The following is a 16,693-nucleotide window of genomic DNA, read 5'->3' on the forward strand; positions in this document are numbered from 1 at the left end:
GCGGGATCCCGATTACGACGCCGTGGCGTATTCCAGCACCCGCTCCGACGAATCGACGTGACCGTTGCTGATGATCTTCAGTCGATCGGGTCGGACCTGGTAGACGACGCCGTCGACCGGATTGGTGACGTCGAATCCATCGTCGACGCGTTCGGCGTTGGACAGTTCGATGTTGGCTCGGTCGCTGATCCGTTCACCACGGTAATAGTAAGTACCACTGAGGTTTTGGCAGACCACTGCCAGCGACTTGCGGGTGCGCACCACGGCGGCGGGCGGATTCCCCGGATCACATCGCGCGGTCTCGCCGACGAACCCCAACCCGTCGGCGCCCCGCACGGGCCGTGACAGCGTCGGCGCCTTGGGCGTCGGGGTCGTCGACGGCGCGGCCGACGGCACAGGTGGCGCCGCCGTCACCGACTTGGGTGGCGAGCCGTTGTGGCTGCCACCGAACACCGATATCACCGCCAGGATCAATCCGGCGATCAACACCACCACTGCCGCCGCGGCGAGAATCAGCGGTGCATGGATGCGACGCGCGGGCGCAGACCATGACGCCCCGGTAGGTTCCGCCGAAGGCGGCGCATACGGGCTGAAACCGGTGTCATCCGCATTCGGATAGATCGCCGGGAACGGCCGGGTGCGGGGCAGCGGCGGCCCCGCAGCAACCGGCTCATGAGAAGGCGACACCACTTCTCTGGCCGCCCGGGCGAACTCCCCCGCGGATCCATACCGTTCGCTGGGCTGCTTTGCCATCGCGCCCGCGATGACGTCGTCGAGGCCACGGCCGATGCCCCGGCGCATGATGCTGGGTCGCGGCGCCGGCAAGAACAGGTGTGCGTCCCGCATCTCCCGGTCAGCCCCGTCATACGGCGGTTGACCGGTGAGGCACTCGTAGAGCACGCAGGCCAGCGAGTAGATATCCGCAGCAGGTCCAATCCGGCCGCCGCTGAACCGTTCTGGCGCCAGGTAAGCCAATGAGCCGGAAAGCGACGTGCCGAAGTCGAGCAGGTACGCGAAGTCGTCTCGCGTGAGCAGCACATTCTCCGGCGTCACATCGCCGTGCACCAGCCCCGCGGCGTGCGCCGCATCCAGTGCACGTGCCACCTGCCCGGCGATCGACGCCGCACGCGACGGTTCCAGCGCACCCTGCTCGTGCAGCAGATCGCGCAGGCTGCGGCCCTCGATCAACTCCATATCGACGAAGAGCACTCCGTCGATTTCGCCGACGTTATGCACCGGGATGACATGCGGCTCCGGTATTCGTGCCGCCGTTTGGGCTTCTCGCCAAAAGCGTTGCTGGAAACCAGGACTCCGCGCGATCTTTGCACGCACCAGCTTGAGGGCAACCATCCGATCGTTAGCCGTGTCGTACGCCCCGAATACCTCGCCGGTGTCGTCCGCGCCGAGGAGCGATCGCAGCTCGTAAGGCCCGAACCGCGTACCCAGACGCGAACGGTAGAACAATGCGTATTCCTTCCGCCGACCCCGAAGACAGTCAGCCCCGCGAGTTCCCGCTATCGGCCTCGACATAACGTGCGGCGGCTCACGACGCCGACGGCTATAGAGTTGATCGGCACGCACAGTCAGAAGGTGAGGCCTTCATGAGCGACATCGCGACCCGCCTGAAGGAAATCGTCGGCGGCCACACCCTTCTCGCAGGCGACGCCATCCCCGACGACTACTGGCACGACGAGGAGTTGAATCATCCGCCGCAGCGGCCCGCATACGTCGCCAAACCCGCCACCGCCGAAGAGGTGGCACAGCTGCTGAAAGCGGCCACCGAGCACCAGGTTGCGGTGACCGCCCGCGGATCCGGCACCGGCCTGTCGGGCGCGGCACTGCCACGCGAGGACGGGCTGGTCATCTCGTTTGAGCGGATGAATAAGGTCCTCGAAGTCGACACCACCAACCAGGTCGCCGTCGTCCAACCCGGCGTGACGCTCACCGAGCTGGACGAGGCCACCGCCGAAGCGGGCCTGCGCTACATGGTCCAGCCCGGCGAGCTGTCCTCCAGCGTCGGCGGCAACGTCGGCACCAACGCCGGCGGAATGCGCGCGGTCAAATACGGGATCGCCCGCCATAACGTGCTCGGGCTGCAAGCCGTGCTGCCGACCGGCGAGATCATCCGCACCGGCGGCAAGATCGCCAAGGTCTCCACCGGCTATGACCTGACCCAACTCATCGTCGGTTCCGAAGGCACTCTGGCCTTGGCCACCGAGGTGATCGTCAAGCTGCACCCGCGCCTGGAGCACAGCGCCACGGTGCTCGCGCCGTTCGCCGATTTCGATCAGGTCATGGAAGCGGTGCCGCAGGTCATCGCCAGCGGCTTGGGCCCCTACATCCTCGAATACATCGACAACCTGACGATGGCCGCCCTCGTCCACACCCAGAACCTCGAACTCGGTGTCCCGGACCAGATCCGCGACAGCTGTCAGGCGTATCTCGTTGTGGGACTTGAGAACCGGACCGCGGACCGATTGGACCAGGATATCGAGCGGGCCGGTGAGCTGCTTGCCGAGCTCGGAGCCGTAGATGCCTATGTGCTGGAAGGTGGTTCGGCGCGCAAGCTGATCGAGGCACGGGAGAACGCGTTCTGGACGCTGAAGGCGATCGGCGCCGACGACCTGATCGACACCGTCGTACCGCGCGGGGCCATGCCGAAGTTCCTCGAGGCCGTGCGCGGCCTGGCGACGGCGGCCGGCGGCGGCGCGGCGGGCTGCGGCCACGCCGGTGACGGCAACGTGCACCTGGCGATCTTCTGTAAGGACCCCGACACCCGCAAGCGCCTGCTCACCGACATCTTCGCTCTCGCAATGGAATTGGGCGGCGCGATCTCGGGTGAACACGGGCTCGGCCGCGCCAAGGCTCCGTACTGGCGCGAGCTCGAAGACCCCGTCAAGGTCGACCTGCTGCACCGGATCAAGCTGTCTTTCGACCCGGCCGGCATCCTCAACCCCGATGTCATCTTTGCCGCAGAACGCCAGTGACATCGCATCACCGATTGCGAATTCATTCCCGAATCGCTATCACCGGCGTACTTCTGGTATAGCGCGACAGCCCACCCCGTAACGACCCGAAGACTTTTCGGCGAAATTGTTAAGAGCACCACTATAGAGAGCACGGACGCCCGCACCGTGCCTTATTCTGCTTCGGACAACCGCATACGACAGGGCAGGAGAAATGTTCTCACTGACGCGACGCCGAACCGCGCTGGCGTTGGCGACTGTCGGTCTGCTCGTGTTCGGCTTGCTGTTGTTCACCAGAACCGGTCCCTCAGATCGGGCGGCCACCGGTCCGATCGGACTCTGGATTATCGGCATGTTCTCCAATGACTGCGCCGTCGGCGCCGCGCGGATCGGTCGCGGTCGCCAACGTCTTGCGTGGACCGTGATGAGCATCGGGCTGGCCGGCTGGACGGCCGGCCAGGCGGTGTGGTGCTACGTGACACTGGGCGGCATTCCCCCGATGGCGGGCGTCTCGGCGGCTAACTTGGGCTTCGTCATTTTGCCGCTGTGCGCCTTGGCCACCGCCGCCACCATTCCCAGCCGCGACGACTCCCGGTTCGGGATCGGCCTCCTGCTCGACGGCATCCTCGTCGCGGCGTCGTTGTTGATCGTGTTGGCCATCCTGGTGCTGGGCCATTTCGGCCAACCCGAACAAATTGTCACCATGCCCTTGATGTTGTTGGCCGCCGCGTCCGCGGTGTACGCCGGGCTTTTCGTGATGTCGACCATCACCGTGTGGAAAGCCGAGCCGGGCCGCAAACTCTCGCCGACATTTATGACCGTGGGCTGGGCGGCCATTGCGACGGCCGGAATCGTCCACGTCTGGGAAGATCATCCCGAACGAGTGCCCCACGACATCGTCATTTTCGGCTGGGCCATCGGAATATATTTCATCGCCCTTGCTGGAATTGCGTCTCGCCCCGGGCCCGAGCTCGATCTCGGCTTTTCTCAGCCGCTGCCGAAAATTTCGCTGTGGCTGCCGTACGGGCCCGTACTGTTGGCCATCGCCGTCGGGGCCGTGCACTTTTGGCCCACGACCCGTGCCGAGGCATTTATTTTCTCGGTCTGCGTGGTGCTATTCATAACCACGGTCGCCCGCCACCTGCTATTGCTCGACCGCAAGCAACATCTGGCCGCCGAACTGTCAGAAGCGGCCTTGCGGGACCCGTTAACGGGGTTGGCCAATCAGCGACTATTCGACGATCGGCTCGCGCACGCGGCTCGGCTGCAAATTCACCACGGCGTCCCGGCCAGCGTAATTGCGCTGAACATCAGTGATTTCAAGATGGTGAATGACACGCTCGGTTATGCCGTCGGCGACGAGTTACTGCGCAGTGTCGGTGAGCGGCTCCAAATCAATGTGCGCCCCGCCGACACGGTCGCGCGGATGAACGGAGACGACTTCGCCATCCTGGTCCAAGACCGCCCCGAGGTCGCCGCACAGGTCGCAAGAAAACTCGTCTATGCCTTCGCCGAGCCTCTCGAACTCGAGAATCATCGGCTGCACATACACCTCAACATCGGCTTGGCCTCGGCCGGAACCGAACCTGGCTCGGTCCTGATGCCGGCCGAGCTTCTCGACCAGGCCAACGCGGCCCGCCGCTGGGCTCAGCAGGCCAGCTCGACCGATGTGCAGACTTTCACCCCCGCCATGTTTGATCGGCGCGGCAAACACCCGACACACGACGACAGCATGGCCCGCCTGCAACTGCTGGGTGAGCTGCGACGAGCCATCGACGATCGCCTGCTGACGCTGCTGTACCAGCCGAAATTCGACATGGCAACCGGATCCGTCTGTGGCGCCGAAGCATTGGTGCGATGGGAACACCCAGAACTCGGCACGCTCGAGCCCGGCGAATTCTTGCCGTTGGTCCGCGATCACGGGCTCATGGACGCTGTGACCGACCTGGTGCTGTCGCGGGCGGTCGCCGACGCGTCGGATTGGTACGCGGCTGGCGCGGCTATCCCCGTCGCGATCAACCTGTGGGCGCCCTCGCTGGACGAAGACGCCCTGCCCGACCGCATCATGTCGTTGCTCGATGCGCGCGGCATGTCCCCCAGTTCGCTCACGGTCGAGATCACCGAGGACCTGTTGGTGGCGGACCTGGCGAAGGCCCGCGCGGTGCTCGATCGCTTGCGCGAGTCCGGTATTCGGGTGGCGATCGACGACTTCGGTAGCGGTTACGCCTCACTGACCTACTTGCGCGAATTGCCCATCGACGACGTCAAACTCGACCGCCTCTTCATCGCGCCGATTCTGCACGACGAACGCGCCGCCACCATCGTCCGGTCGGTGATCGAGTTGACGACCAAGTTCGGCATCGCCTCGATCGCCGAAGGTGTCGGAGACGCGGAAACAGCCCTGCGGCTTAGGGAATACGGTTGCGACGCCGTGCAGGGCAACTTCTTCTGTCCCCCGGTGCCTGCCTCTGAGATTCCGCAAGTCTCGCAGAATGCCACGCTCGCGACCCAGTGATCACGCCAAGGCATAGGGTTGCGCCGTGCACATTGACGTGATGACGGTTCCGCAACCGTTGACTCAGATCGGCGGCGTGGCCCAGCGCACCCAGGCCGCGGGCTTCTCCGGCATGCTGTTCACCGAAACCGGCCGCACCGCCTACCTCAACGCCGCGGTGGCCTCGCAGGCCGCTCCCGGACTCCAGCTGTCCACCGGTGTCGCGGTGGCCTTTCCGCGCAGCCCCTTCGTCACCGCCGCCGCGGCATGGGAGCTACAGGAGGCGACCGGCGGCAACTTCCGGCTCGGCCTGGGCACCCAGGTGCGCACGCATGTCGTGCGCCGCTACGGTGTTGCGTTCGAACACCCCGGCCCGCGGCTGCGCGACTACGTGCTGGCAGTCAAGGCGTGCTTCTCGGCCTTCCGCACCGGCAAGCTCGATCACCACGGCGAGTTCTACGACCTCGACTTCATCACGCCGCAGTGGAGCGCGGGCCCGATCGACGCGCCCGATCCGAAAGTCGATGTCGCGGCAGTCAATCCGTGGATGTTGCGGATGGCCGGCGAAGTGGCCGACGGCGTGCACGTCCATCCGCTCGGCGAGCTCGGTTACCTCAAGCGTCATGTGCTGCCCAACATCGCCACCGGCGCGAAGCAGGCCGGGCGCTCACCGTCGGACGTCGCGATCATCGTCCCGGTCATGACGATCGTCGGCGACAGCGACGAAGACCGCGACTCTCAACGCGAGACGGTGCGCACCAGCATGGCCTTCTACGGCAGTACCCCCAACTACGCATTCATCTGGGACGAGGCCGGATTCGAGGGCACCACAGCCCGCATCCGCGAGAAGCAGAAGGCCGGCGATTTCGCAGGCATGGCGGCCCAGATCAGCGACGAACACATCGCGGCTTTTGCCACCGAGTCGACGTGGGACGGCCTGGCCGACGCGCTGACCCAGAAGTACGGCGGAATCGCCACGCGCGTGGCCCTTTACAACGCCCTGGGCGATGACGAGCGTTTCGAGCGGTATGGGGAGGTCGCCCGCCAGCTGCGTGAGTGACGCCAAGCCGCGAATTGTCGCTCAGAGGCGGGCAAAACGTCGTGCTCCCCGCCGGCGACAAAGTCACATGCCAAAACGCGTGCGGCGCACGGCCGCAACCGCCTCCGGCGGTCCGCCGACTTGCACCTGTGCGGCGGCTTGACGCCCAAAAATGTAAAGCAGGAGCTCGCCCGGCTCTCCGGTGAGCAGAGCCGCGGGATCTCCCGCTACAGCCGTCACCCACTCGCTGGTTCCGGCCCGGCGGATTTCGAGCCCAAAGCCCTGAAGACGTCTACTCAGAAATCGACCACCTCGGCGGACATTTCGCCACAGTGCGGCATCCATCGCGGGCGTGAGGCTCCGAGTGCCTCGCCCATTCGCTCGGCGCAGGTCCTCATGATGAACGAAGAACTCATTGAGATTCGCCATCGCGCGAACCCATCCGATGCGGAAGAGCCCGACGGGCGGTCCGGACCGGATTCGCGTGACGAGCCACGAGAAGTCCTCGCGACGCGCCAATCCCGCTCGCCGCCGCTCGGCGAACCGGCCGAAGGGCCCGGGCAACACGAGGCAAGGCCCGGCAACGAGATCACGCTCCCGCAACACCAGATGGGCGGCGAGATCGCGGGCAGTCCAGCCGTCAAGAAGCGTCGGCACCGACGGGCCGAGCTCGTCGAACAGATCGCAAAGCTCCAGGCGCTCTTGGGTGTCCAGCCAAACATCGGCCATCGCGGTATTTCAGCCCGAGGATCCACCGGTGAGCCGCTCGACGTCGAGGACTTCACCGCGATTGATGCTGACCCAATCGCGACCGTCGAGGTACGGACGCAGACTCTTCCCGATCAGCTCGGCGTCTGCCGCCGTCTTGGGCCGCTGCAACTCGTACACATGCGGCAGCTCGGCCATCCCGGTCACCACGTCCCACAGTCTCAGCGCCGCCGACCCGGTCGGCGGATCCACCAACACCGGGCCGAACAGGCACTGTTCGTCGATGAACAGCGTCGGGACACCGTAGCCGCCCGCATCCACCACTGTCTGATGCTCGGCGCGAACCTCGTCGTGGGTCGTCGGGTCGGCAAGTGCCGCATCGAGATTCGCTTCGTCGACGCCGATGTCGCGCAACAACTTTCGCGCCACCGCGGGCTCGTGCGGCTTGCCGCCCAGGGTGTGCAGTTCGTGGCCGATCGCGGCGTACCACCGGTCGAGCAACATCATGTCGGTGCGACGCAGCAGCGCACCGATCCGCATCAGCGACCAGCCGTAGGACCAGTCGCGCTCCCACGGATGCTTCTTACCGTCGGCCCGGTTGATCTCTTCCAGACTGAAGAACCGCCAATTGATGGTGGTGCCCAGTTGGTCACGCACATCGCGGATCCACAACGACGTCTGAAACGCGAAGGGGCACATCGGGTCGAAGTGGAAGTCCACCACGGTGTTCATCGCTTGACCCTACGACTTGGGACGCACTCCCGCGGCGCGATAGACGAACACCGGGTCAACCGGGAACCGCAGCGAACGGGTCGGCAGCCGCTCCAACACCTCGTCGGGCACGTGTCGCTTGTAATGCAGTTTCATCGAACCGCTGAAAGCGGGGTCGACACCGCGCAGATCGATGTCGATCAGCAGACCCTTACGGGTGATCGTCGCGGCGGCCGGACCCTTATTGGTATCCCAAGGGCAGTCGATGGACCGCAGATCGGCGTCTCCACGCGTCGGGAAAGTGGCGACCAGCCGTGCGGCGCTGAATGCGAACGCACCCGAATAGCGCGCGACACCCGAGGCCGAGAAGACACCGGGGACATGCCCACTGAAATGCCGCACGACGCCGACCCGGCCGGCCAGAAAGATAAGCCCCTCGGCTTCGAGCTCGGCGTGCAGCTCGGCGGGCACATTGGTCAACTGCGCCCATTTGCGAAGTAAGCCAAGCACAGCCAGACGTTAGCTGAGGCAGTGGCCGTCCGCAGTGTTTTACTGCACAGTCACGATCGCGGTGTACTGGCACACCGGCGCGGTGTTCTTGCCCACGAAGCTCGAGTAATAGGTGGAAATCGTCGTCGTCCCCGGCTTGAGCGCCGTGAACATCCACATCTCGGTGCCGGGCGCGCCCATCGCATCGGTGCTCGGCTGTACGTACTGGTGGCTGGTTTGCTCGATGATCGAACCGTCGGCGATCTTCGTGTCGACCTGCCACCGGAACGGGGTGCTGTAGTTTGCGCCCAGCTGCAGTTTCAGCGTGTTCCCCACCGCCAACGTGACGTTCTGGGTGATGCTGTTCTGCTTGAGCACCTGTTCCATCGGAACCACAAGGGACTTGGACGTCGGCGGGTTTCTGCTCTCGAAGTGGCAACCCACCAGCATCGACGAGACGAGAATCGCGACGGTCATCAGTAACCTGATCTTCACGACAGTCATCGCCTCCATTATGGCGGGGCGCAGAATGTTCCCGTTCGGCGTCCTGGGGGCAGGACTGTGATGATCACCATTTTGGCAGCGCGATTTTCCCTCGCGGCAATCTTTGCCGTCGCCGATCACAGGTCGGCGTTTTTAGGCACGCGTTTGCTGTGGGTCGGGTAGCTTCTGTGCATGTTCGGCATCATTCGACCCTGCCGTCATCGACTCGGCAGTGAGCTCGCAGCAGCCTGGACCGCCCAACTGTGCGGACTGTGTCTGGCACTCCGCGACGACTATGGCCAGTCCGCGCGGATCGCCACCAATTACGACGGCCTGGTGGTCTCCCTCCTGGTCGAAGCCCAGTCCCCCGAGCAGCCCACCCGCCGCAAGGCGGGGCCCTGCCCGGGGCGTGGCATGCGGCGCGCCGAGGTGGCCACCGGCGACTGCGCACGACTGGCCGCCGTCGTGTCCCTGGCCCTGGCCGCGGCCCGGGTCCGCGATCACGTCGACGACCACGACGGCATGGTCGGGGCCGTCGGTGTGCGACCGGCCGCGCGCCGCATCGCCGAGCGCTGGGTGCGCCAGGGCACCGACACCGGTCACACCCTGGGATTCGACACCGGCGTGCTCGTCGCCGCGATGGACCGCCAGGGCAGGCTCGAGGCGACGGCCGGGCCGGGCAGCTCGTTGCTGCTGGTGACCGAGCCCACCGAAATCGCGGTCGCCGAGGCGTTCGCCCACACCGCACTGCTGGCCGGCCGGCCGGGCAACCAGGCGCCGCTGCGCGAGATCGGTCAGCTGTTCGGACGGGTCGCACACCTGCTCGACGCGGTCGAGGACTACCACGACGACCTCGCCCGCGGTAAGTGGAACCCGTTGGCCGCCACTGAAACTCCGATGGAGCAGGCCCGTGTGCTGTGTGACGACGCGGCGCTCGGCATCGAATTGGCCCTGGCCGAAGTCGAGTTCACCGACGGCCGCCTGGCCCAGCGGTTGCTGACCCGCGAGGTACGACGGGCGATCTCGCGCACCTTCAGCCGGTCCGGCCATCCCACCTGCGGGACCCCGCACGGCCAGCAGGAGGGCATCAACTTCGGGAATCAGCCCGTCGGTGCCGGCTATCCGACCGGCGAAAACCCCGAGGGCGAGACCCCAGACCCCGGCAACAAGCGCAAGGGCGGGCGCGGTGACGGCACCTGCATTTGCTGCTGCGATGGCTGCGACTGTTGCTGCGATTGTGGAGACTGCTGCGACTGCTCGTAAGGCGGCTCGTCGAACCCGTTGCGCCATTACATGTTTGTGACGTGTCTCGGCCCAGATAACTAGACGCGGTCCCGTACGGCAGGATGGGCACGTGTTTGGGCTCGAAGTCATCGTTGCGCTCGTGTCGGCCGTCATCGTCGGAACGGTGTTCGGCCGGCGCTATCGCGTAGGTCCTCCGGTGCTGCTCATTTTTCTGGGCACGTTGTTGGGCCTGATCCCCGCGTTCGCCCACATTCACATCAACGGCGAGATCGTGCTGCTGCTGTTCTTGCCGGCGATCCTGTACTGGGAAGGCCTGGACACCAGCCTGCGTGAGGTTCGCGCCAACCTGCGCATCATCATCTTCCTGTCCGTCATCCTGGTGATCGTCACCGCCGTCGCCGTGTCCTGGACAGCTCGCCTACTCGGCATGGAATCCCACACGGCGGCGGTGCTGGGCGCCGTGCTCTCCCCCACCGACGCCGCCGCCGTGGCGGGCCTGGCGAAGAAGTTGCCCCGCCGCACGCTCACCGTGCTGCGCGCCGAGAGCCTCATCAACGACGGAACGGCGCTGGTGCTGTTCTTCGTGACCGTGCACGTCGCAGTCGGCGGGGCCGAAATCGGCCCGACCGACCTGGTCCTGCGCTTCATCGGCTCCTACCTCGGCGGTATCGCCGCGGGGCTGCTGGTCGGCGGGCTGGTCACCCTGGCCCGCAAACGAATCGACGCGCCGCAAGAAGAAGGAGCGATGAGCCTGCTGACGCCCTTCGCGGCGTTCTTGTTGGCCCAGGCTTTCGACTGCAGCGGGGTGGTCGCGGTACTGGTGTCGGCGCTGGTGCTCGCGTACTCCGGGCCGGTGGTGATCCGGGCCCGGTCCCGGCTGCTGTCCTACGGCTTCTGGGACATGGCGACGTTCTTGATCAACGGCTCGCTGTGGGTGTTCGTCGGAGTGCAGATCCCGGGCGCGGTGCGCGGCATCAACGGCGTCGACGGCGGACTGCGCCACGCCCTGTTCATCGCGTTCGCCGTCACCGGCGTCGTGATCGTGTCGCGGATCTTCTGGGGCGAATTCACCACGTTGCTGCTGCGCCTGATCGACCGCCGTGAGGTGCAGCGTGAGCGTCGTGTCCCGTGGCGTCAGCGCTTCGTGACCGCGTGGGCCGGATTCCGCGGCGCCGTCTCGCTCGCTGCGGCGCTCGCCGTCCCGGCGACCACGCTGAACGGGGCACCGTTCCCCGACCGCAACCTGCTGATCTTCGTCGTGGTCGTCGTCATCCTGACCACCGTGCTGGTTCAGGGCATCACGCTGCCGGCGGTCGTTCGGTGGGCGCGCATGCCCGAAGACGTCGCCTACGCCGCCGAGCTCCAGCTGGCCCGCAGTGCGGGCGCCAAGGCCGCGCTCGACGCGCTGCCGGTGGTGGCGGGCGAACTCGGCGTCAGCCCGAAAATGCTGAGCCGCCTGCAAAAGGAATACGACGAGCACGCGGCGCTCGTGACGGAGTGTGACGACGGCACGTCGACCGGCGACCTGGCCCGGCGCGACGACATGGTTCGGCGGGTGCGCCTCGGGGTGCTCGAGCACAAGCGGCGGGCCATCGTCGGGCTACGCAATCAACGGGTAATCGACGACCTGGTGTTGCGCGAGCTGCAGGCCGAGATGGACCTCGAAGAGGTGCAACTGCTCGACACCGCCGACAGCTGACTGGGAGTCGGTGTGCCGCCGTACAGTCGGCGACATGTTGCAGACGGTCGCGATCCGCGGGTACCGGTCACTGCGCGAGGTCATCCTGCCGCTGGGGCGGTTGTCGCTCATCACCGGCGCCAACGGCGTGGGGAAGTCGTCGGTCTACCGCGCGCTGCGGCTGTTGGCGGACTGCGGCCGGGGTGAGGTCATCGGCTCGCTGGCCCGCGAGGGCGGGTTGCAATCGGTGCTGTGGGCCGGCCCCGAGCAACTGAAGGGCGCGCGGCGCTCCCAGAAGACCCAAGGCACGGTTCGCACCCGGCCTATCTCGCTCGAAATGGGCTTCGCCGCAGACGATTTCGGCTATCTAGTCGACCTCGGCATCCCGCAGTCGGCCGGGCCGTCGGTCTTCGTCCGCGATCCCGAGATCAAACGGGAAATAATATTCGCCGGACCGGTGCTGCGGCCCAGTGCGACGCTGGTGAGCCGATCACGGGCGTTCGCCGAAGCCGTCAACGCCGACAACGGTTTTGACGAACTGAGCCGATCGTTGCCCCTGTACCGCAGCGTGCTTGCCGAGTACGCCAACCCGCACGCGCTTCCCGAACTCGCGGCGGTGCGGGAGCGACTGCGCGGATGGCGGTTCTACGACGGGTTTCGTGTCGACGGCGGAGCGCCCGCCCGGCATCCGCAGGTGGGCACTCGCACCCCGGTGCTGAGCGACGACGGCAGCGACCTGGCCGCGGCGATTCAAACCATCCTCGAATCGGGATCCGACGAGTTAAGCCGGGTCATCGCAGACGCTTTCGACGGCGCCACGATCTCGGTAGCGATCCACGACGGGTTATTCGACGTTCAGCTGCGCCAGCGTGGCATGCTGCGTCCGTTGCGTGCGGCCGAATTATCCGATGGCACACTGCGATTCCTGCTGTGGGCCGCCGCGCTGTTGAGCCCGGAAGTGCCGTCGCTGATGGTGCTCAACGAGCCGGAGACCTCGCTGCATCCTGACCTGGTGCGACCGCTTGCCGCACTGATCCGCGCCGCCGCCGAGCAGACTCAGGTTGTGGTCGTGACGCACTCGCGGTCGTTGCTGACGTTTCTCGACACGGTGCCGGTCGCGGAGAGCGATCGCGGCGGGGCCGTGGAAATCGAGCTTTACAAGGACTGGGGCGAAACCCGCATCACCGGCCAGGACCTGCTCAGCACACCGCGCTGGGACTGGGGAAAACGCTGAGTGCCAGCGTCGCACCGAGTGTGCGTCCTGGGTGACCTGGCCCGGCTTGGGGTATCGCCACCGTGGCCGCACACTCAAATCCCCGAAGGCACACTGAAGGACGGCGAATAACCAGCCGAATTCATGGACTGTTAAGGCACACGTCAGGTCCGCATCGTTGAACGCACACAACCGCCGCGTGTCCTCTGCATATGCGCGTAGTACAGGTCGCTAATTTCTATGGCCCACGGTCCGGCGGTCTTCGTACCGCGGTGGACCGATTGGGCGCGGAATACAGCGCCAACGGGCATGAAGTTTTTCTGATCGTTCCCGGGCCGCGCGCCGAACGTACCCTACTGCCGACGGGTGTGGTGCGAATCACTATGCCCGCCTGGCTGATTCCCTTCACCGGTGGTTATCGCGCGGTGATGCCAGGTCCGGTCAAGGCGCTGCTGGAAGCGCTGCAACCCGACGCGCTGGAAGTTTCCGACCGCCTGACCCTGAGGTCACTGGGCCGCTGGGGCCGCGAACACGGCGCCACGACCGTGATGATCTCGCATGAGCGGCTGGATCGCCTTGCCGGACAAGTACTTCCGAAGCGACCGGCGCGGAGCCTCGCCGACTTTGCCAATGGCCGCACCGCCGCCGACTACGACACCGTCGTCTGCACTACCGGATTCGCGCGCGAGGAATTCGACCGCATCGGCGCCAAGAACGTCGTCACCGTGCCACTGGGTGTCGACCTGAAGACCTTCCACCCGAGTCGGCACTCCGCGCTGGTCCGCCGGCAGTGGGCCACGCCCAACCAGCTTCTGCTGGTCCACTGCGGCCGGCTGTCGGTGGAGAAGCGGGCCGATCGCAGCATCGACGCGCTGGCCGCGCTGTGCGATTTCGGCGTCGATGCCCGACTGGTCGTGATGGGCGAGGGCCCGATGCGGGCCAAGCTGCAGCGCCAGGCCACCGGGCTGCCGATCGACTTCACCGGGTTCGTCTCCAACCGGGACACCGTCGCCGGGCTGCTGGCCTCGGCGGATGTCACCCTGGCCCCGGGTCCGCATGAGACGTTCGGGTTGGCCGCGCTGGAATCGCTGGCATGCGGCACGCCGGCCGTGGTCTCGCGCACCTCGGCACTCACCGAGATCATCACCCCGGACAGCGGCGCATCGGCCGACAACCACCCGGAGGCCATCGCCAGGGCCGTCGGCACCGTCATCAGCCTGCCCGAATACCACCGCCGGACCTCCGCGCGGCGCCGTGCCGAGAACTTCACCTGGCAGCGGGCGGCGGCCGGCATGCTGGCGACGTTGGGACCCGCGATCGGTGGGCCGGACGACGACACCGAGAACACCGCCTAAAAGTCGGACGCACCCCACGAGCCCGCCGGATAGGGCGGCACGCGGCCGGCAAAGGCGCCGTCGGTGAGACTGCACAGGGTGTCGGTGATGGTTCCGGCATTTGCGATGACCGTCGGCGGGCTGCCCGGTGACACGCGTGCCACCACTGCTTGCCAGAAGTAGCCCGCGCCGCCGTGTTCGTACCAGATGAACCAGTCGGCGTCGCGGTTGCCGGCGCGGATCAGCCGCCGGAACGGCAACGAGGGATCGGTCACCGAATCCGTCTTGTTGAACGGCGCGCCGACGTCGGCGATCGGCGGAAGGAGTTTGACGAGTTCCGGCGGCAACTGCGACAGGCTGCGCACTTCCGTCACCGGTGTTGTCAGCGTGCACTGGGTATTTGGCATCGCATTGGCCGGAATCGCCGGCACGGCCGCGAGCGCGATGCCCGCTGCGAGCGCTATCCGATAGATGTTGCCCATATCGGCTCCCGTCGACGGCCGGTGCTGATAGCCGACGCTACGCCGTTGTTTGCTGAGACGAAACGCTTTCGGTCCGCGGGCTAGGCTCGCTGAAGACGACGAGGAGGTGGACCGTGGAACCGCGCGACCAGGTGTTGATCACCGCCACGGAGTTGGCCGAACTGATCGAGGCCGGTGATCCGCTGACCATACTGGACGTCCGTTGGCGGCTCGACCAACCCGACGGCCGGGCGACGTACCGGGACGGCCACCTCCCGGGTGCGGTCTATGTGTCGCTCGACGACGAACTCAGCGATCACACCGTGTCCGGCCGCGGCCGTCACCCGCTGCCCTCGGGACGAAGCCTGCAAAACGCCGCACGCCGCTGGGGTATCCGGCAAGACGCATTGGTCGTGGTCTATGACGACTGGAATCGCGCGGGTTCGGCGCGCGCGTGGTGGGTGCTGACCGCGGCCGGACTCGCGAACGTCCGCATCTTGGACGGCGGACTGGGCACATGGCGGGCAGCCGGGCGAAGCCTTGAGACGGGCGACGTCACCCCGGAGGCGGGGAATGTGACTGTGCCCCATACGGATTTGTACGCCGGAGCTCTACCTACCCTGACCGCCGAACAAGCCGGCGCGGGCGACGTGACACTGCTCGATGCGCGCGCACCGGAACGCTATCGCGGCGACTCCGAACCCGTCGACGCTGTCGCGGGTCACATTCCCGGGGCACGGAATCTGCCCAGCGGCTCGGTGCTGGCGGCCGACGGCACGTTTCTCGGTGACTACGCGCTCGCCCAGCAGTTGTCCGATCGCGGCATCGACAGCACCGGCCCGTTGGGCGCCTACTGCGGCTCGGGCGTGACCGCCACCATCGCGGTCGCGGCGCTCGCGGCGATGGGCCGCGAGACCGCGCTGTACCCGGGATCGTGGTCCGAATGGTCTTCGGATCCGAGCCTCCCCGTCGCTCACGGACCCGAATAGATCAGGCGCCCGGCCAGCGCCGCAGAAACGCTGCCGTCACGCGCGCGGCGTTGACCGCGGCAACCCGCTTGTAGACGAAGAACTGAAACGGGAAACCCGGCAACCGAAGTGGATCGCCCGGTCCGTCCGACATTCCACGGATCCCCAGGAACGGCACGCCATGCGCGTCCGCGACGGCCTGCGCCGCCGCGGTCTCACTGTCGGTGGCATCGAAGGCCGGATCCGCCGCCGAAACGATCTTCGCGTTGCTGATCAGGCCATGCCGCAGCCATGGCCACGCGGCCCGAAAGAAGTTGCCGGTGTGGAAGAACGAGTGATCTGGCGCCGTTCGCGGTTGGCAGCCGAACACCCCGCCACCGAGCGGGACACCCGGGAAGGCCCGCCCGTTGTTGTTGTCGTAGCTGCAGCCGTCACCGCCGACCAGCAGCCGCGGCTCATGACGCATCCGTTTGGCGCTTTCCAGTGTGACGGAAAGGGTCTCGGCAGCAGCCAGCATGTCGGCATCGACCGGATGAAATGTCTTGCCGCTGTCCAATGTCCAGCGCGCCGGCACGGCCACATCGGCAATGGAGGTCCGCCCGGCACCACCGGCCACGCCCGAAAACACCACCGCGCCAACGATGCTGGAGAAGTAGGTCAACGCGGTATCGGTGGCCTCGGTTGCGTTGACCATGCCAATGCCGGTCATCGCCACGATGACTTTCCTGCCGCGGATCGAGCCGAGATAGAAGTGTCGACGGTCGGCCACGACCACGGGGTCGAGGTCGAGTGTGGTGTGCGACAGCACCTCATCTGCCTCGACGGGAAAGGCCGTCAAGACCAGCGTGCGCTGTTCGGATGAATCCACCGTCACGTCGGGGCACTCCTCAGGTTCGGCGGCACC

Annotated in this window: 15 protein-coding genes; 8 read left to right on the top strand and 7 right to left on the bottom strand. The window is 66.3% G+C overall.

What is annotated here, in order from left to right; genetic code table 11:
* Positions 1–12 precede the first annotated feature (12 nt).
* Positions 13–1,464: a serine/threonine-protein kinase gene (locus MAAFP003_RS17420; protein ID WP_243394096.1), complete on the bottom strand. Its 1,452-nt coding sequence runs from the start codon at positions 1,462–1,464 to the stop codon at positions 13–15.
* A gap of 137 nt (positions 1,465–1,601) precedes the next feature.
* On the opposite strand from MAAFP003_RS17420, the gene MAAFP003_RS17425 reads away from it, so the two are divergent.
* The 3 genes from MAAFP003_RS17425 to MAAFP003_RS17435 all read left to right on the top strand — a co-directional run bounded on the left by MAAFP003_RS17425 (position 1,602) and on the right by MAAFP003_RS17435 (position 6,520).
* A complete protein-coding gene (locus MAAFP003_RS17425; RefSeq protein WP_096288869.1) occupies positions 1,602–2,987 on the top strand; it encodes an FAD-binding oxidoreductase in 1,386 nt (461 codons plus the stop codon).
* A 193-nt stretch (positions 2,988–3,180) separates the two neighbouring features.
* Positions 3,181–5,481, top strand: coding sequence for a putative bifunctional diguanylate cyclase/phosphodiesterase (locus MAAFP003_RS17430; protein WP_096288871.1), 2,301 nt, complete (start codon positions 3,181–3,183; stop codon positions 5,479–5,481).
* A gap of 25 nt (positions 5,482–5,506) precedes the next feature.
* Positions 5,507–6,520 carry a TIGR03617 family F420-dependent LLM class oxidoreductase gene (locus MAAFP003_RS17435; RefSeq protein WP_096288873.1) on the top strand — a complete coding sequence of 338 codons (1,014 nt, stop codon included), beginning with the start codon at positions 5,507–5,509 and terminating at the stop codon, positions 6,518–6,520.
* Positions 6,521–6,583: 63 nt separating this feature from the next.
* On the opposite strand, the gene MAAFP003_RS17440 is transcribed toward MAAFP003_RS17435, so the two are convergent.
* From MAAFP003_RS17440 to MAAFP003_RS17455, 4 genes are read right to left on the bottom strand one after another with little or no spacing between them, the layout of a single operon-like run.
* The gene (locus tag MAAFP003_RS17440; protein ID WP_096288875.1) at positions 6,584–7,228 is read right to left on the bottom strand and encodes a TIGR03085 family metal-binding protein; all 645 of its coding nucleotides are present in this window, start codon (positions 7,226–7,228) and stop codon (positions 6,584–6,586) included.
* Between the two features lie 9 nt (positions 7,229–7,237).
* Positions 7,238–7,939: a mycothiol-dependent nitroreductase Rv2466c family protein gene (locus tag MAAFP003_RS17445; RefSeq protein ID WP_096288877.1), complete on the bottom strand. Its 702-nt coding sequence runs from the start codon at positions 7,937–7,939 to the stop codon at positions 7,238–7,240.
* A gap of 9 nt (positions 7,940–7,948) precedes the next feature.
* Positions 7,949–8,428 carry a hypothetical protein gene (locus tag MAAFP003_RS17450; RefSeq protein ID WP_133160869.1) on the bottom strand — a complete coding sequence of 160 codons (480 nt, stop codon included), beginning with the start codon at positions 8,426–8,428 and terminating at the stop codon, positions 7,949–7,951.
* A 39-nt stretch (positions 8,429–8,467) separates the two neighbouring features.
* Complete coding sequence (locus tag MAAFP003_RS17455) at positions 8,468–8,902, bottom strand: protease inhibitor I42 family protein (protein WP_096291233.1); 435 nt, start codon at positions 8,900–8,902, stop codon at positions 8,468–8,470.
* Between the two features lie 180 nt (positions 8,903–9,082).
* Between MAAFP003_RS17455 and MAAFP003_RS17460 the strand changes: the two genes are divergently transcribed.
* The 4 genes from MAAFP003_RS17460 to MAAFP003_RS17475 all read left to right on the top strand — a co-directional run bounded on the left by MAAFP003_RS17460 (position 9,083) and on the right by MAAFP003_RS17475 (position 14,381).
* A complete protein-coding gene (locus MAAFP003_RS17460) occupies positions 9,083–10,153 on the top strand; it encodes a DUF5685 family protein (protein ID WP_096288881.1) in 1,071 nt (356 codons plus the stop codon).
* Between the two features lie 91 nt (positions 10,154–10,244).
* The gene (locus MAAFP003_RS17465) at positions 10,245–11,834 is read left to right on the top strand and encodes a Na+/H+ antiporter (RefSeq protein WP_096288883.1); all 1,590 of its coding nucleotides are present in this window, start codon (positions 10,245–10,247) and stop codon (positions 11,832–11,834) included.
* A 34-nt stretch (positions 11,835–11,868) separates the two neighbouring features.
* Positions 11,869–13,047, top strand: a complete 1,179-nt coding sequence (locus MAAFP003_RS17470) for an AAA family ATPase (protein ID WP_096288885.1) — start codon at positions 11,869–11,871, stop codon at positions 13,045–13,047.
* A 191-nt stretch (positions 13,048–13,238) separates the two neighbouring features.
* Entirely contained in the window at positions 13,239–14,381 is a 1,143-nt protein-coding gene (locus MAAFP003_RS17475) for a glycosyltransferase (RefSeq protein WP_096288887.1), read from the top strand.
* On the opposite strand, the gene MAAFP003_RS17480 is transcribed toward MAAFP003_RS17475, so the two are convergent.
* Positions 14,378–14,842, bottom strand: coding sequence for a hypothetical protein (locus tag MAAFP003_RS17480; protein ID WP_243394097.1), 465 nt, complete (start codon positions 14,840–14,842; stop codon positions 14,378–14,380). The genes MAAFP003_RS17475 and MAAFP003_RS17480 overlap by 4 nt on opposite strands.
* Before the next feature lie 113 nt (positions 14,843–14,955).
* Here MAAFP003_RS17480 and MAAFP003_RS17485 point away from each other — a divergent pair, with 113 nt between their 5' ends.
* Positions 14,956–15,810 (top strand): sulfurtransferase, encoded by an 855-nt coding sequence (locus MAAFP003_RS17485; RefSeq protein WP_096288889.1) that lies wholly within the window; start codon positions 14,956–14,958, stop codon positions 15,808–15,810.
* 1 nt (position 15,811) lies between these two features.
* Here the strand turns inward: MAAFP003_RS17485 and MAAFP003_RS17490 are convergent, their stop codons facing one another.
* Positions 15,812–16,663: a 5'-methylthioadenosine/S-adenosylhomocysteine nucleosidase family protein gene (locus MAAFP003_RS17490; RefSeq protein ID WP_243394099.1), complete on the bottom strand. Its 852-nt coding sequence runs from the start codon at positions 16,661–16,663 to the stop codon at positions 15,812–15,814.
* Positions 16,664–16,693: the final 30 nt, after the last annotated feature.

Source organism: Mycobacterium ahvazicum (assembly GCF_900176255.2).
In the GTDB taxonomy this organism is placed as follows: Bacteria; Actinomycetota; Actinomycetes; order Mycobacteriales; family Mycobacteriaceae; genus Mycobacterium; species Mycobacterium ahvazicum.

Coding starts and splice junctions, on each gene's coding strand:
- MAAFP003_RS17480 (WP_243394097.1), bottom strand. CDS start 14,842: ATGGGCAACATCTATCGGATAGCGCTCGCAGCGGGCATCGCGCTCGCG.
- MAAFP003_RS17430 (WP_096288871.1), top strand. CDS start 3,181: ATGTTCTCACTGACGCGACGCCGAACCGCGCTGGCGTTGGCGACTGTC.
- MAAFP003_RS17470 (WP_096288885.1), top strand. CDS start 11,869: ATGTTGCAGACGGTCGCGATCCGCGGGTACCGGTCACTGCGCGAGGTC.
- MAAFP003_RS17440 (WP_096288875.1), bottom strand. CDS start 7,228: ATGGCCGATGTTTGGCTGGACACCCAAGAGCGCCTGGAGCTTTGCGAT.
- MAAFP003_RS17445 (WP_096288877.1), bottom strand. CDS start 7,939: ATGAACACCGTGGTGGACTTCCACTTCGACCCGATGTGCCCCTTCGCG.
- MAAFP003_RS17460 (WP_096288881.1), top strand. CDS start 9,083: ATGTTCGGCATCATTCGACCCTGCCGTCATCGACTCGGCAGTGAGCTC.
- MAAFP003_RS17425 (WP_096288869.1), top strand. CDS start 1,602: ATGAGCGACATCGCGACCCGCCTGAAGGAAATCGTCGGCGGCCACACC.
- MAAFP003_RS17475 (WP_096288887.1), top strand. CDS start 13,239: ATGCGCGTAGTACAGGTCGCTAATTTCTATGGCCCACGGTCCGGCGGT.